18 protein-coding genes and 7 pseudogenes are annotated in these 14,763 nt (G+C 33.1%); 8 read left to right on the top strand and 17 right to left on the bottom strand.

Translation table 11 applies throughout. The features are described 5' to 3' along the window. Positions 1 to 492: 492 nt before the first annotated feature. The gene (locus QUF93_RS13610) at positions 493 to 735 is read right to left on the bottom strand and encodes a DUF3947 family protein (RefSeq protein ID WP_002119188.1); all 243 of its coding nucleotides are present in this window, start codon (positions 733 to 735) and stop codon (positions 493 to 495) included. 108 nt (positions 736 to 843) lie between these two features. Next, the gene (locus QUF93_RS13605; protein WP_002119185.1) at positions 844 to 1,017 is read right to left on the bottom strand and encodes a hypothetical protein; all 174 of its coding nucleotides are present in this window, start codon (positions 1,015 to 1,017) and stop codon (positions 844 to 846) included. 258 nt (positions 1,018 to 1,275) lie between these two features. Here QUF93_RS13605 and QUF93_RS13600 point away from each other — a divergent pair, with 258 nt between their 5' ends. Then, positions 1,276 to 1,752 carry a hypothetical protein gene (locus tag QUF93_RS13600; RefSeq protein WP_212936669.1) on the top strand — a complete coding sequence of 159 codons (477 nt, stop codon included), beginning with the start codon at positions 1,276 to 1,278 and terminating at the stop codon, positions 1,750 to 1,752. A gap of 309 nt (positions 1,753 to 2,061) precedes the next feature. On the opposite strand, the gene QUF93_RS13595 is transcribed toward QUF93_RS13600, so the two are convergent. From QUF93_RS13595 to QUF93_RS13585, 3 genes are all read right to left on the bottom strand, one after another. Next, positions 2,062 to 2,424, bottom strand: a complete 363-nt coding sequence (locus QUF93_RS13595) for a hypothetical protein (protein ID WP_289375368.1) — start codon at positions 2,422 to 2,424, stop codon at positions 2,062 to 2,064. A 259-nt stretch (positions 2,425 to 2,683) separates the two neighbouring features. Continuing rightward, positions 2,684 to 3,061, bottom strand: coding sequence for an ArpU family phage packaging/lysis transcriptional regulator (locus QUF93_RS13590; protein ID WP_289375366.1), 378 nt, complete (start codon positions 3,059 to 3,061; stop codon positions 2,684 to 2,686). 41 nt (positions 3,062 to 3,102) lie between these two features. After that, complete coding sequence (locus tag QUF93_RS13585; RefSeq protein WP_289375365.1) at positions 3,103 to 3,276, bottom strand: hypothetical protein; 174 nt, start codon at positions 3,274 to 3,276, stop codon at positions 3,103 to 3,105. A gap of 412 nt (positions 3,277 to 3,688) precedes the next feature. Between QUF93_RS13585 and QUF93_RS13580 the strand changes: the two genes are divergently transcribed. Then, positions 3,689 to 4,555 carry an exosporium protein D gene (locus tag QUF93_RS13580; RefSeq protein ID WP_289375363.1) on the top strand — a complete coding sequence of 289 codons (867 nt, stop codon included), beginning with the start codon at positions 3,689 to 3,691 and terminating at the stop codon, positions 4,553 to 4,555. A 107-nt stretch (positions 4,556 to 4,662) separates the two neighbouring features. On the opposite strand, the gene QUF93_RS13575 is transcribed toward QUF93_RS13580, so the two are convergent. Together QUF93_RS13575 and QUF93_RS13570 are read right to left on the bottom strand one after the other, a co-directional pair. After that, positions 4,663 to 4,809, bottom strand: coding sequence for a hypothetical protein (locus QUF93_RS13575; protein WP_289375362.1), 147 nt, complete (start codon positions 4,807 to 4,809; stop codon positions 4,663 to 4,665). A 208-nt stretch (positions 4,810 to 5,017) separates the two neighbouring features. Continuing rightward, complete coding sequence (locus QUF93_RS13570; RefSeq protein ID WP_434476097.1) at positions 5,018 to 5,407, bottom strand: hypothetical protein; 390 nt, start codon at positions 5,405 to 5,407, stop codon at positions 5,018 to 5,020. Between the two features lie 518 nt (positions 5,408 to 5,925). Between QUF93_RS13570 and QUF93_RS13565 the strand changes: the two are divergent. Then, positions 5,926 to 6,423: pseudogene (locus QUF93_RS13565) on the top strand (site-specific integrase). Between the two features lie 112 nt (positions 6,424 to 6,535). Next, positions 6,536 to 6,640: pseudogene (locus tag QUF93_RS13560) on the top strand (thioredoxin domain-containing protein); the annotation flags it as partial. A gap of 172 nt (positions 6,641 to 6,812) precedes the next feature. Here the strand turns inward: QUF93_RS13560 and QUF93_RS13555 are convergent. The 4 genes and pseudogenes from QUF93_RS13555 to QUF93_RS13540 form a co-directional block, all read right to left on the bottom strand. Next, positions 6,813 to 6,998: pseudogene (locus QUF93_RS13555) on the bottom strand (Tn3 family transposase); the annotation flags it as partial. 137 nt (positions 6,999 to 7,135) lie between these two features. Further along, positions 7,136 to 7,291: a homing endonuclease associated repeat-containing protein gene (locus QUF93_RS13550; RefSeq protein ID WP_232297175.1), complete on the bottom strand. Its 156-nt coding sequence runs from the start codon at positions 7,289 to 7,291 to the stop codon at positions 7,136 to 7,138. Between the two features lie 94 nt (positions 7,292 to 7,385). Further along, entirely contained in the window at positions 7,386 to 7,559 is a 174-nt protein-coding gene (locus QUF93_RS13545) for a hypothetical protein (protein WP_002119171.1), read from the bottom strand. Between the two features lie 172 nt (positions 7,560 to 7,731). Beyond that, positions 7,732 to 8,141 (bottom strand): annotated as a pseudogene (locus tag QUF93_RS13540) (ferritin-like domain-containing protein). 205 nt (positions 8,142 to 8,346) lie between these two features. Here QUF93_RS13540 and QUF93_RS13535 point away from each other — a divergent pair. The 3 genes from QUF93_RS13535 to QUF93_RS13525 all read left to right on the top strand — a co-directional run bounded on the left by QUF93_RS13535 (position 8,347) and on the right by QUF93_RS13525 (position 9,964). Then, on the top strand, positions 8,347 to 8,700 hold the full coding sequence (locus tag QUF93_RS13535) for a carboxymuconolactone decarboxylase family protein (protein ID WP_088058731.1): 354 nt from the start codon (positions 8,347 to 8,349) through the stop codon (positions 8,698 to 8,700). Between the two features lie 270 nt (positions 8,701 to 8,970). Next, a complete protein-coding gene (locus QUF93_RS13530) occupies positions 8,971 to 9,486 on the top strand; it encodes a DUF3231 family protein (protein ID WP_002119162.1) in 516 nt (171 codons plus the stop codon). A gap of 172 nt (positions 9,487 to 9,658) precedes the next feature. Continuing rightward, positions 9,659 to 9,964 (top strand): WGxxGxxG family protein, encoded by a 306-nt coding sequence (locus QUF93_RS13525; protein WP_088058729.1) that lies wholly within the window; start codon positions 9,659 to 9,661, stop codon positions 9,962 to 9,964. 170 nt (positions 9,965 to 10,134) lie between these two features. Here the strand turns inward: QUF93_RS13525 and QUF93_RS13520 are convergent. From QUF93_RS13520 to QUF93_RS13500, 5 genes and pseudogenes are all read right to left on the bottom strand, one after another. Further along, positions 10,135 to 10,383 (bottom strand): annotated as a pseudogene (locus tag QUF93_RS13520) (replication-relaxation family protein); the annotation flags it as partial. A gap of 299 nt (positions 10,384 to 10,682) precedes the next feature. Then, positions 10,683 to 10,874, bottom strand: a pseudogene (locus tag QUF93_RS13515) (hypothetical protein); the annotation flags it as partial. Between the two features lie 173 nt (positions 10,875 to 11,047). Beyond that, a pseudogene (locus tag QUF93_RS13510) lies at positions 11,048 to 11,314 on the bottom strand (replication-relaxation family protein); the annotation flags it as partial. 81 nt (positions 11,315 to 11,395) lie between these two features. After that, entirely contained in the window at positions 11,396 to 11,704 is a 309-nt protein-coding gene (locus QUF93_RS13505; RefSeq protein ID WP_088058725.1) for a gamma-type small acid-soluble spore protein, read from the bottom strand. Between the two features lie 558 nt (positions 11,705 to 12,262). Further along, on the bottom strand, positions 12,263 to 13,489 hold the full coding sequence (locus QUF93_RS13500) for a phospholipase D-like domain-containing protein (RefSeq protein ID WP_088058724.1): 1,227 nt from the start codon (positions 13,487 to 13,489) through the stop codon (positions 12,263 to 12,265). Positions 13,490 to 13,835: 346 nt separating this feature from the next. On the opposite strand from QUF93_RS13500, the gene QUF93_RS13495 reads away from it, so the two are divergent. Continuing rightward, positions 13,836 to 14,036: a DUF1657 domain-containing protein gene (locus QUF93_RS13495; protein WP_088058722.1), complete on the top strand. Its 201-nt coding sequence runs from the start codon at positions 13,836 to 13,838 to the stop codon at positions 14,034 to 14,036. Positions 14,037 to 14,219: 183 nt separating this feature from the next. Here QUF93_RS13495 and QUF93_RS13490 read toward each other — a convergent pair whose 3' ends face one another. Then, positions 14,220 to 14,750, bottom strand: a complete 531-nt coding sequence (locus QUF93_RS13490; RefSeq protein ID WP_234812541.1) for a replication-relaxation family protein — start codon at positions 14,748 to 14,750, stop codon at positions 14,220 to 14,222. Positions 14,751 to 14,763 lie beyond the last annotated feature (13 nt).

Here is a 14,763-nt window from a genome sequence, read left to right as displayed (position 1 = left end):
TTCTACTAACACTTTCATTATCAGTGTTTTTAACACTTACTTTGGTTGTTGGATATGCATTGAGTTAACAAGCATTCCTTCAGTATCTCCCTCTGAATAAAACTCAATATTCCGTCCATACTGTAGATAAGCTGGTAAACAGCCGGAAATCTCTTGTGTGTAACCGTACTATTCGAGACTTCCTTCAAGACTGAGCAGTTAGCTTTTGCTAGCTGCTCTTTTTTCAAATACTAATTAATTTATCCCAGCACATTTTGAAAAAAACCGTATGATATGGCGTATCCTTTCTTTGAGAAAACGAAACTCGTCACGAGAGCACTTTATTAAGTGCTCTTTTTCATATATAAATAACCCTACAAAATAAAATTTTTATATTAATCTAAATTACACATTTAATTGAATATTAATTCATCAGACACATATCATTTCTTATAAGAGCGTTCTGTACTTGCGCCCTTATATAAATACTCAAATTTATTCCCCCGTATATTTTTATAAATTGTATACAGTTCCATATGGAATTGTTGAAAAAGAAATTCCATATGGCGTAATATGATGCATTGGGTAATAATATTCCATAGATGAATAGTACGGTTGTATACCTTGCTGCATTTGCTGCTGTGCTTGTAACGCTTGTTGAACAGCGTGAATTGTACTTTGTGCTCCGCTATACGTAATACCCGCCGTACCATACGGACGCATTCTAGCTCGGGTATCAAAATATGAATAAAACATTATTATTCAACTCACTTCCATATAAGTTATTACAAAGTATGTTATGATTCTTAATTTCAGTGAGTGTTAAAAACTGGTTCACTAGCCTTTATTCAAATAGCGTTTTTGTTATAGCCTTTTTAACTTGTCTTTTCCTTTAATCTTTACTTTCCAACCCAAGATTTTAATTGATTTAATTGATAGTACTTCCGCTTTTCTATCATTAGGAGCATAAATTTCATCTCCTACTTTCAAATCACCATCTTGTATCATTAACTCAAAATCATAGATCAATTTTTCCATTTAGTTCTCTTCCTTCTCAAATAACGATTTTGTATTAAATCCACACACCCCTAAGAAGCATACATACGATAACATGTGGTATTCTTTTTCAATATTAATTTTGGTCAGAGAGCGCATTGGAAAGCGCTCTTTTATGTTTAAATAAGGATTCTGTTCTGTTTTTTATTTACGCTGTTTTCGTAAGAATTGTTGCTATCTTGACCATACTGATAAAAGGTTGACTTTCAACTAGTAAATTGGATTTAAAGGAGGGTTAACATGAAAGATGAATTAAGTATAAATATTTATTTAGATGAAACTGATACTCCGTTTTCAAGATATTATAGCTCAGATGATGTTCACCTAAGCTCTGACCTTGAAGATTTTATTTTGTCAAAGCTGCACAGTGGCAAAAGAAAAGAAGTAGAAATATTTTTTTCAGGTCAGAATGATTTTGACGAAAAGTCATTGAAGACTGCCACATTTAACACTTTTTCTAACCTCTTGAACGAAGAGGAATATACATATGCGAGAAATGTCAAAAAGGCTATTGTTTTGTTTGTGCTTGGTATTATTGTTGGGTTAATATTCTTGAAACTTTCAAGCACTCATGCCTATGTTGCAGGAGTATTAAGCATTGTGTGTTGGGTTTTTATTTGGGCAGGTACAGAGGTTTATTTTTTTGAAAATCAGCAAATCAAACGAAATATTAGAAAATGCAAGAATATTCTAAATGGTAATATGCACAAAAAATAGAATTTTAGTAAATATTTATATTTATAAAGCTGATTTTCGGATTCTACCTTGTGCATTTATTTAGGTTATTGTTTGGACTTGGAAATCGTGTTGAAGATTAATATCGCCATACGAAGAAAGCTTTCATAAATACTTAAGACCTGGATTTAATCTAAGGTCTTATTTTCATCGCAAAAAAACAACAATCTATACGAAAAGGGCCTTTATTTAAAACATATAAATAAAGGCAAGTAATTATCTTGATCATTACGCACGCCCTATCATGTCACCTATACAAAGTGCTCTTTTTTTGTTTGTATAATTAATTAATTAATGCTTGTTTAAACTACAAATAGTTGGTCCTTTCCAAACACCAGCTTGCTTCCATTGTTGTTTCATTTCCCCTACATAAAAGGGGCTACAATCATACATAATGCTAATATCTTTATCTGGGATGCCTTGTTGATTCAATTCGCGTACACGCTCCGGAGTAAGCCCAATGGGTATATCTTTTCGTTTTCCACCACGATTTCTCGGCTGCATATCAAGGTATCTACCCAACTGACGTAATTCTTGGCCAGTCGGGCAATTTTGACAGACACTAATACTGAAACACTCTTTTTCCGAACGATTGTAATAACACCTTCTGCATTTCTCCTCAATAATATCGCCAATTTCGTATATGTAATCCATTTTTCATCCAATAATGAATCCAAAACAGTAGCAATAGATTGATAAAGATATCCTCTTGAACCTTCTTTTCCACCCATTCAACTTCCTCCAAACCACTCAATTATATGATTTCTATTTTTTCTCCATACAAAATTATACAAATCTATTATAATAATTGACCTATTTATAATCAATTTCAATTGATTATTCTAAATAAAAAACCACCATTAGGCAGGAGAAGGATGCAATAAAGTAGAACAATCTCATTACAAAACTAAATTTATATAATCCCCAAAGCCGTAGCTATCAACTGAATAGCACTTTTTTTCTTCTGATAAAACGGATCACGTTTCATCATCAACTCATTGTACACAAACGAATCTTTAACCTTCCGATTTCCCAAGTACTTCATTTCAATTATCTTGCGTTCATCTTCATCAAGCGCATATTGTAACGTCCGTTCAGTTTGTTTAAAACGTATCTCATGATTCTTATCGTCACCTTTCATTTTAGGAAAAAGAACGATGCCCCCCGCTTGAGCCTGTTCTTCTTGATTTTTCATCCGGACGCACAATGCTTTGTAGTTTTTCAGCTCCTTCACCACAAGTCTACGCATCTCCTTTTCATCGATGTCTTCAAAAAATGACAATTGATTCATACGATACGGTTCCCCTCCGTTCGATCTACTCTGCTAAACTTTTACTTCATTTCCTTTTTACATTCTTCAAGAAAATCGATTACTTCTTGAGTCTGTGCTCTCGTTGAAAGTAATTCCATCAGATTGCCTTCTGTGTTATATACACGAATCGTTCTTTCCTTGTACTCCATTCCTAGCATCCCATCGTCACCTAAAAGTTTAATGTTATTTTCCATTGATCCTAACCTCTCTTTCTATTCAAAGGATTATTTTGTTCAAATTTTCGATAGATGTTAATATTTTCTATAAAGGAGGTCTACTAATGAAAAATTTCTGGAAGAAAGTTTCTTTAATTGCTTTCATAGTAATTGTCCTTTTAATAATTTTATATTTTGGTGGTATGTCTCTTTTTTGGAATAAGCCATAAATTAAGTACAGCAGTTAGCTTTTGCTAGCTGTTCTTTTATTTCGTTCCTTTTCTTGCTTCTTAAATAATTCTTTAACTGCATCTTCCCAATAAGTACACATATCAATTCCCCTTTTTTACAAAATGAAATTCCTATACAAAAAACTTAATACCATTTTGTCCAATCTTGCCTTGTGTTTTCCAGATAATATATATAGACAAAACTACAAGGAGAGGGACATATGGCTGATTATTTTTATAAAGGTGGTAAAAAGTATTATAAAAAACAATCGTATGCGCACCATCAAAAAGATAACTGTTTTATCAAAACCCATACAATAACTGGTTCAAATACAGCTTTAAATTTCAACGTACCAGCTAACACTACAAGAACTGCTTTTGAAGATTTCACCAATAACCACAATAAAACATTACTTGATCTTCGCATTCCTGGTACTTCTCAACCAATTGAAGTAACTATCCGAACAAGAAGTTCTCGTCTGCCGATTACTGTAACAATAGTTGCAGGTGAAACCAAGGTATTCCAAGTAGAGGATTTCCATAGCCTCACTCTCACAAATAATACTAATATCAATAGCAACATTTCTATATTTATTCAAAAAACATTTTGTATCTGCTGCAATAATCAAAATGATTATTGTAAAAAGGATTATAAAGAACCATCGTATTCTCACTGTCAAAAAGATAACTGCTATATCGAAACTCATACCATAGCTGGTTCAAATATCACCCCAACTGAAAATTTACCTTTAACTATTATCGTACCTCCTGGCGCTTCAAGAAGAGTTTTTGAAGATTTCACTAATAACCACAATAAAACATTAATTCAAATATCTGTTCCCAGTGATGTCAGCTCGATTGAAGTAACTATTCGAACAAGAAGGTCCCCCACACCAATTATCGCCACCCTTGTCCCAGATGAAACAAGAGTATTTCAAGTAGAAGATTTCCAAAATCTGACCCTCACAAATAATACTGAAATCCTTGATTTTATTGATATTTTGATCCAAAAAACTTTTTGCATCTGCTGCAATGATAAGAATGATTCGTGCGATGAATATTACCGTGATTACGAATGTGATTGTTAGATTAACACACCAACAAAATCCTTATAAAGGGCTCTTTTGTCTTTTCACGATTATCATCTAATCATTCACAGTTATTAACCATTTCGTTTCTTAACAAAATTCAAATTTTACCGCGCTTTCTTTTCCGACTCATCTATCATTCTTCTTTGCATATCAGCTTTTTTACTTTCTTCAGATCTAAAACCAAAATAGAATAGCGTACATGTAATAACCGAACCTACAACGTATCCTAAAGAACATCCTAACCAAAACATAGTGTACCTTCCCCTATTCATTAATTTTAGCATTCATCCAAAACTTGAATTATACGAATATCACATAAAAGGTGTGTTAAGATTGCTGTCGTTCGCACTTTTTGTTTGGCAAACGTTATATAATCAAGGCGCAAGGTGCGACAGGAAATAAGGGTTTTCTGTCACATTCCCCATAACTTCAACTCCTTTTTGAGTGCTAGGAGCAATCCTAGCCTTTTTTTATTTCTCTCGTATCAGTCGGGCCTTTCCAAACACCAGCTTGCTTCCATTGTTGTTTCATTTTCCCTACATAAGAGGGGCTACGATCATACATAATGCTAATATCTTTATCTGGGATGCCTTGTTGATTCAATTCGCGTACACGCTCCGGAGTAAGCCCAATGGGTATATCTTTTCGTTTTCCACCACGATTTCTCGGCTGCGTATCAAGGTATCTACCCAACTGACGTAATTCTTGGCCAGTCGGGCAATTTTGACAGACACTAATACTGAAACACTCTTTTTCCGAACGATTGTAATAACACCTTCTGCATTTCTCCTCAATAATATCGCCAATTTCGTATATGATTTGGATGCGTTCTACTTTCGTTTTACTCATTAACCGAATTATTTCACATACACTATTCACTATCGATGCCATTCTTCTCTTCACCCCTTGAATAATTTTTCCAAATCAATACATACTACTTCCAAGCCGCTCAATCCACGGCTGGTACTTTTTTCTTTTTTTACAGTAGTAAGCAGGTAGGTTCTTCACTTATCTGCTTTCTCTGTATATTTTTTAAGATTTCGAAAATACTATCTACAAGCTGTTTGACTAGCAGCTTCACTCTTCTTGTAATGGGAAAGCAATTTATCACAATTAGCTAACTCATTCGACTCACTGGCAGACAACCAAAATTGTTGTCTGCTTTTTGTATAAGAATTTTCGTTTTACATATACTACTTTTGAGCCGATATACCAATACGAGTCATTTTGGTGTTTTGAATTCCTTCTAAGTTCATTTGTTGCATAGATTATTACATCTTTGACAACACTAGTTAAAAGCGCGTTTTCTGGTTATTCGTAGTTCTAATCCAGAATAATTTTTCTCCTATAAAGGACAGCAGGTACGACTGCTCGTCCTTTTTTATTTATACTGCGTACTTTCCTTATGGAAGGATATTGATTTTGAGAGAAGAACTTTATCAGTTAACCGTTCCCTCTCTCATATCACCAAAGAATTTCATGAACCTAAAACATCTACAGGAAAGAGATTAATTGTTCTACCTGAAATTACTTTACAGTCTCTTCAAGAACATCTCCAGAAGATAAATGAAGAAAAAGAACGGTATGGCAATGGATATACTAATTATGATTTAGTTTGCCCAACCTAAAATGGTAACCCCTGCAATTTCAGAAGTTTGACACAGCTCTGGAAAAAGCTTATAAAGAAAAGTGGGGTTCCTGATATTCGGTTCCATGATCTGAGACATAACCACGAAACATTAATGTTGAAACAAGGTATTCATCCGAAGATTGTTAGTGAACGATTAGGACATAAAAGAGTAGGTATCACACTGGACACCTACTCACATGGTGTACCAGAACTTCAGGAAACTGCGGTGGATTAATTTGCAAACGAATTATTCGGAAAGAAAAACTCTCGTTAGAAGTTTTCGTTTCCAAGCAAAAACACCACCTAAATTATCCCAAAACTTATAAGTGAAAAAGGAGCAACAAAACATGAGAGAAATCAAGTCTGACAAGGAATTCAAAGACATCATCGCAAGCGAGGAGCCAGTAGTTGTTAAGTTCTTTACTACATGGTGCCCGGATTGCGTGCGGGTGAAGTAGTACGTTTTATGCATTGTTATGCAACGTTAATAATCGTTAATATATAAGGGTTTAGAGGACATATCAGCGACCATTTCCCTCTTACCATTACTAAGAAGTATTCGTTTAGTTTGCATTTTTGTTTGCAAATTTGTTAGCACTTTTTTATATTTCTTCTACATAGGGGTCACCATAAATTTGGACACAAATTATTACAATTTGTTTTTGGGTTTAAATTCCACACATAATCACCTGTCAATGTAATATGTTCCCATCCAAGTGGCGATATATGTTGTAAATATTCCTCTGGAATGTCCACGCTTTTTGTACGTAAAGCATCTACTGCACGTGATAAATATACCGTATTCAGTAATACATATAATCCGTTAAAAAGCTCATATAAATACCTGAAATTTCATAGCAAGTGGGCAAAGCAGACAGTTTATTGAACTGACTGCTTTGTTTATTTTTCACATTTTATCTACCTTTTTTTCTTGGTTGGAACCCAGCTTACCTTAGAGACTCATTCCAACTACCAAAATGCCTTACATATGTGGATAAGGCAGGCATATTAGGATCTTTTAATATTCCTTTGGCAGTCGGTAATTTTTGAAATGAATGAGCCCATTCCTTTAGCCTGGATAACAAAATCCTTCTTGTATACATATTGAGCATGTAACCGCCTTTTCATAGTTCTTAATTTATGAATTAAATTAAGAACTATGAAAAGGCAAGCATCAAAATGTGCTTGCCCTTTCTTCTAACGACGATGTTCCACAAGATCAATTACACCTAAAACAACGTGGGCTAAACCAAATCCAAATACTGTATTTGCAATCATCTTATTAGATCCACGAGTTTGCTTTAAGGCATAACCCACAGCTGTAACTGCTGTACCTAATGTAGTTGGAATTAATCCTTCACGAATATTCATAGTAACGTCCTCCTAGTATCGCAGTTAGTAATCCTGCTTTAATACTTTGGAATTAAAGTACTAAAACACGTATTAGTATTTTCCTTCCTTGTGAAAATATGTGGAGTTATTTTAATTATCTTCTTTTAATTATGATACAGCGTAACTAAAAATATTAATGCGTAAGTTGTTTTTATACATTTACATGTTCTCTATCTTTATCTAAAATATCATGTATTAACATAAAACTTTCTGGATCCAAATCACCTTGTACAATTTCTTCTGATATTTGACGCCATAATAACCTTCGCCCTTTAACGCGCTACTTACAATTCCTTCTGTTGTATCTGGTACTGTAAGTTGACTTATCAAACCTTGAACAGAGCCAACGATTCCTTCATTATCAACCAGTACTCCTTCAAGATTTTGTATTCTTTCTGCTACTTTTAAGGCATGTTGTTTGTAATCTTGTTGTATTCTTTGAAATCCCCGTTTTATTTGTGAATCTTTTAACTTCTCTATATAATGCTCATAGGCATGAATACCCATGTACTGTTCTTTTAGAAAGGCATTTAATATATTGACTACACTCTGTTTTTCCATATCATCATTTCCTTTTACAGAAGTCGATGGATTATCCATATCGTGTGTGTAATACTATTAGTTAATTTCTTTTTTATATCATGCCTCTAAATTCCCCTCTCCTCTTTCACTCACCTTGATATAAATATCATTTTTGTTTAATCCATTCCCAATAGGTTCATACTAACTTTTGTTTAAAAATATGAGAAATGGGGTTGGATTAAATATGGAATTTGAAGGTAAAAATTCTACAGAATCTGCACTTCTTCATTATAAGTATGGTTTGGGTTTATTTACTGAGAAGATGCCTAAACTTGCCGAACAATTTAATTCCTTTACAGAGGAATGCTTTAAAGAAGGCACCTTATCAAAAAAACAAAAACAGTTAATTGCTTTAGGTATTAGCCTTTATTCTCAGGATGAATATTGTATCATTTATCACATTAAAGGATGTCTAGATCAAGGAGCTTCAGAACAGGAGATCTTTGAGGCGGTGGGAGTGACAGCTGCATTTGGTGGTGGTGCTACTATAAGTCAGGTAACTCTTGTACAAGAGTGTATGCAAGAGTTAAAACGGTAAAAGGAATGGTTACAGCTTCTTTTCCTTTCACTTCATCTTTTAAATTCAATAATCTATAAACTAAATCGAATTAATATTTCTATCCTAAATTACATGGTATATATTCTTTACATTTGTACATTATAGTTTGAGAAAGTATTATTTGTAGTTAGGGTGTTCCAAATGAACTTTAGAAACCTATTTTCTTTATTACGGAACATTTTTAAAACCATTTTTTCTTTGATAAAAAGTCTTTCAAAAAATTTATTCATTTTAAGGAGGCATATTAAAATGGGAGTACTAAGTGGCAATCCCCAAAATGAACCAATGCATTACGGAGAAGTTTTTGCGCTTTGGAGTTATCTTGCAGGGGCGCAAGGTGCAATTGCTGGTTACCAAGTTCTCGTTAATCATACCGGAGACGAGGACTTAAAAAAATTTTTAGAAAACCTTATAGAAAATGATATCCAATCAGAAGTTGAAGAATTAAAAAACTTGTTGAAATTAAATGGGGTGGCATTACCACCAGCACCTCCAGAACGCCCAGTTGCATCTATTGAAACAATTCCTCCTGGTGCTCGTATTAATGACGCAGAAATTGCAGCTAAAGTTTCTATGGATCTTGCTGCTGGATTAGTAGCATGTAGTCAAGCTATGGGACAATCTCTTCGAGAAGATGTAGGAATGATGTTTGGACAATTCCATATGAAAAAAGCACAAGCAGGTGCTACTTTACTACGATTAAATAAGAAAAAAGGTTGGATTATTCCTCCTCCTTTACATGTTCTTCAATCTGATCAAGCATAACATGGAGTAAGCGGTTAACTTTTGTTAACCGCTTCGTTGTATTTACCTGTACTTTTAATACTGGAGATTAAAGATATTTCTCATAATTTTAGCCTTAAGGTTTAGAAACTGTTAAACGAATAATGTACAAAATAACTGGAGAAATTAATACATAAGAAAGGAGGGGAAAACTATGAAGAAGAAATTATCATCTATTTTAAGCGTTTTAGTATTAGCTATTATGTTTTTAGGTACAAATGCCCATGCTGAATACGATGGAAATAATATGAATAGAGTTAATAATACTGATATTTCAACTCGAGTTAATGACAATAACATGAATAGAGTTAATAATGATGTGAGAACTCGAAATGTAAATACGACAAATGACCTAAATGATAATCGTGATAAAAATAATAATTGGACTTGGCTTGGTTTATTAGGACTATTAGGATTATTTGGTCTTAGAAAAAAAGACAAAGATCCAGAAACACGTTAATGTAGAACATTTTTTTAGTAAACAAGTACTTATTTATCAAGAGAATGAAACAAATATAAATCGCCTTTAAAAAGGCGATTTATTCATTTCTTGAAATTAATACCTATAATTAGTTATTATTGTAAGTCAAAATGTTTAATTCATATATTTCACCATATATTTACCCGTGATTAAATTTCTACTATTGCATACACCTTCACAAACACATCATACTTAGCTGCTAACTCTTCCAGTTTCTTTTCCCTGTATTTTGTTACCGTAAAAAAATGAATGACTGGCATTTTTCCATTATGCTTCTGTTTATAAATTTGCGTGAGCTCTTCATACTTTTTTAACTTCTCTTCATTCACTTTCATTTTCTGCGAACGATCTACCTCAACTGCATGAAGTATATTTTCTTCATCACGAAACTTTACATCTAGATGCGAAATAACATTGTCATTTCACATTTATTGGCTGCTAAGATTCGTACTGATATATAAAAGAAAACAACAATCTACTAGCAAAAACTAAAAAATAAAGATAACAAATACATAGCATCTAAGATATTCTAAACATCTTTATAGCTTTTAATTCTGTATATAACATTAATCTTAATAAAAATTAAGTTACTGCCCTCCTCAACAAAAAACTCTATTTTTCTTATACTTAGAAATGAAACATACCTCCAACTATTAGACTTATTCTAATAATTGAAGGTACATTTTACTTTTCCTTATTTTTTATTTTCTTTTTCCTTTCGTTCTTCAGAAGGATCTTTCTGTTTATTCTTATCCTGTTGTCTTTGCTCAGAAGGTTCCTCCGTTGGGTCTGGCTCCTGTTCATCCTTTTGAGCTGTATTACACCCAAATAGCAGTCCTACTGTAAATATGCTTGTCATACATATAGAAAGCATTTTTTTACACTTCAATTAAAGCACCTCCTAAAATTAATATTCCTTGTATACTATGTGTAGTTATAACTGTTTTTATTTATTGCTATCTACTGGGATAAGCTAGTTTTTATAAATGACATATCAGCGATATTTTATGTCTATTTCGTATAGGTGTTAGCAAGTTCGTTTGCAAACTTGTTAGCACTTTTTTATATTTCTTCTATTATATACGCATTCACAAACACATCGTACTTTGCTGCTAGTTCTTCCAGTTTCTTTTCTCTGTATTTTGTAATCGTAAAGTAATAAATGACTGGCATTTTTCCGTTGTATTTCTGTTTATAAATTTGCGTGAACTCTTTGTACTTTTTTAATTTCTCTTCAGTTACTTTCATTTTTTGAGAACGCTCTACCCCAATGGGATGAAGTACTCCTTCCTCATCTCGATATCTCACATCTGGAATAGTCTTTTTCTTCTATTTATTTTTTATTTAGCGGCACTCCCATTAAAACAGCATAAAAAATACTCCTCTTGAATCGAGGAGTATTTTTCTTTGTTATTGATCAGTGCCCTGATTTTTACCAACAGCTTGTGATTTTTTCGCTGCTGATTGAGCATTTTGTTGTTTTACTTGATTTACATTTGTTTCAGTTGCAAACTCTGTACCATAGTCAGCATTTGCATTTTGAACACCAGCACTAGCAGCTTGTGATTTTTTCGCTGCTGATTGGGCATTTTGTTGTTTTACTTGGTTTACATTTGTTTCAGTTGCAAACTCTGTACCATAGCCAGCATTTTGTTGTTTTGCACTTTGAATACTAGCACCAGAAATTGTTTTATTATGACCTTGTTGATTTTTATCCATTATTTGTCACCTCCACAACCGTTAATATAACCAACCTATCAAGAAGATATCCATACAGATTTTTTTAAATTGACACATATATCTCTTGCAGCAATAATCCCTTATTTAAATGCACAAGGAAAGACCTTTCACAAAAAATCACAAAAACATTACGCTAGGCCACTCTTTATACCTTTATATTTATTCAATAGATTATTAGGTAAAACATTAATTTTTCTCATTTTATTTTTTTCCTCACTGTATTTCGGTTAAGTACACCATGGCTGGACAAGTAACTTAATCTTATAAATTCACTTCTTTTCCTTACTTCACATACACATAGACTTTATTTGCTGTTATATAGTATGTGTTCCCTTTACTATTATGCACCTTATATCAAAACTAACATTTGAAATATTCTTAAAAAAATGATTACCAACATTCTCCTTTAACATAATCTAAATAAAAAAGAGAAGAAAACAATGTTCCCTCTCCATAGCTTTCTTTATTAATGTCAGTAATTTAATTTATTCTAATAAAATGCAGTTTACTACTCCTTAATATAAAAATCCTTTGTTTTTACAAATAATACTCAAACATTTTTGCAACCTTTTCTTTCATTTTTTCTTTTATAGATAATTGATTGACGTCAGAGGATGTTACTCGTTTTGAATTTTGTAAGTCTGCATTAATCACTGGTTTTATTTTCGAAATATAGACAGGGTCATGAATATAACAGTTCATTTCTTCATTTAAATGAAACGAGAGCGAATCAAAATTCACGGTCCCAACCATCAATACTTTTTCATCAATCAAAAATACTTTACCGTGTAACACTCCATTTTTATAACCATATACTTCCACCCCTTGTTTTAATGCTTTTCGAATATATGGATATGCTGCTTCTTTAACTAACAGTGCATCCGAATGAGGTGAGAACAGAATTTTGACACGGACTCCCCTCTTTCTTGCATCTACTAATGCGTTCCAAATAGTTCTATCTTTGGGTATAAAATAAGGTGTTAATATAATGATGGATTCTTTTGCTTGTTGAAACAGCATTGCATAATCTTGCCCAAGCTTTTCTCCACTATAATATGCAGTAAATCGATGCGAGGTTGCTCCCTTTTCCTTTATCGCACTGTGTATCGGAATCGGTTCCTCTGAGTTTTTCTTCCAGTCTAACACAAATTGGTGTTCTAGATCTTGAACGCCTTCTCCTCGTATTTGAAGGTGATAATCTCTCCAGTAACCAAGTTTTTCTTTTTCTCCTAAATATTTCTTTCCAATGTTAAATCCACCAATGTACCCAATTTTCCCATCAATAACTGAAATACGACGATGATTCCGATGATCAAAAGAAGAAACAAGATAAGGGAAAGCTGGCTTATTATAATACGTAAAATGCACTCCTCTTTTAACTAATAATTCTCTTTCCTTCTTCTTTAGTAAAACTCCACCTAGCCTGTCCACTGCATAGTATACTTCTACACCTTCCTGACTTTTTTGCCTCAATAACTCTAGAAACTGGTGACTTACTTTATCATCAGCAATAGAGAAAAAGTTAATATGTACGTAATGTTTTGCTTTCTTTATATCTGAGAATAATTGATTGTTTAACTGTTTCCCGTCTGTATACATAGTAATATCACTCTGACGAATAGGGTATTGGCTAGGCTGCTGGTCAAATCTCCCACTTTTTTCAGCTATTGTTCTGTCGATTTTACCCCAAACAAGTAAAACAAAACATCCGCCAATAAATACAAAGAGGAGTGCTCGGAGAATTTTCCCCATCTTTTTCAGCATATTTAATCTCCTTTATATATTATCGTTCTTTTTCTGTTAGTTTTTGTTATCGGGACAAAACTATTCCATATCCATCCATGAAGCCAATCTTTGCCCTAGAATATGTAAATCAATTACGTTCTTACTATGAATTTTCTATTCAGGTTAATATAACACCGCTTAACGGTATTCCATGTATCTATTGGCTAAAAAAATCCTCCTTCAAATAATTAACTGTAAAATTTCTTATTCACATACCTCTAATTTAGGGTTATCATTTCTAATAACCCTAAAATTGGAAATCGTACTATGATTACAAAATAGGCATTCTATATTTTGAAGTGCATTTACAAGGAGGAAAAACTACATGACAGTAAGCACTAAACTTAAACAAACTATCGCTGGATTAAAGGGTGCTCAAGCATGCCTAGAAGGATTTGTTCTTGATACTGATAACCAGCAAGCAAAACAATTATATAAATGTGCAGCACAACAAACTCAAGAAATTATTGAATCTTTAAATCCTCGTCTTCAGCTAATTGAACAAGAAGAGCCTGAGTATAAGTAATAACATAATACCTTTCACATAGAATATCGACCAAATGGAAGCGTGCTCAGCTTAGATAACGATTATCAAAATGCAATTATTACACGTAATATGTAAAAATCTCTAAATTAAAGAAATAAACAGCCTTATTTGGAATGTAAAAATAACAATTCTATGTAAAGGCTGTTATTTTTTGTTACACTCTTATATACTCGGAATCACATAGACCTTCACATATATATCATATTTTACTGCTAACTCTTCAAATTTCTTTTCTCTGTATTTCGTTACCGTAAAGAAATGCATCACCGGCATTTTTCCATTATGCTTCTGTTTATAAATCTGCGTAAGCTCTTCATACTTTTTTAACTTCTCTTCATTCACTTTCATTTTCTGTGAACGATCTACCTCGACTGCATGAAGTATCCCTTCTTCATCACGAAACTTTACATCAGGAATGATTCTTTTTTTCTCACCGTTTTTTTTATAACGTATATCCGTTTCTATCTGCCAATCGTCCGGGCAAAATAAATGCAGCCATGCTTCATTCCGTAATAATGCATGAGCTAATTTCCCTCTTGATACAACCCTCCCGTCATCACCAAACATGGCGTGCCCTTCTTTATTGAGATAATACACATATTCCTTTCCTTGCATCGTCTTGCTCACGTATGGTTTTAAATCTCCCATAATGCGATTTGCATTTCGGATACCACCCATATCATGTACACTCATTACATGTCTTCTT

Source organism: Bacillus hominis, assembly GCF_030348325.1.
In the GTDB taxonomy this organism is placed as follows: Bacteria; Bacillota; Bacilli; order Bacillales; family Bacillaceae_G; genus Bacillus_A; species Bacillus_A hominis.
This window is presented reverse-complemented; position numbering and strand designations above follow the sequence as displayed.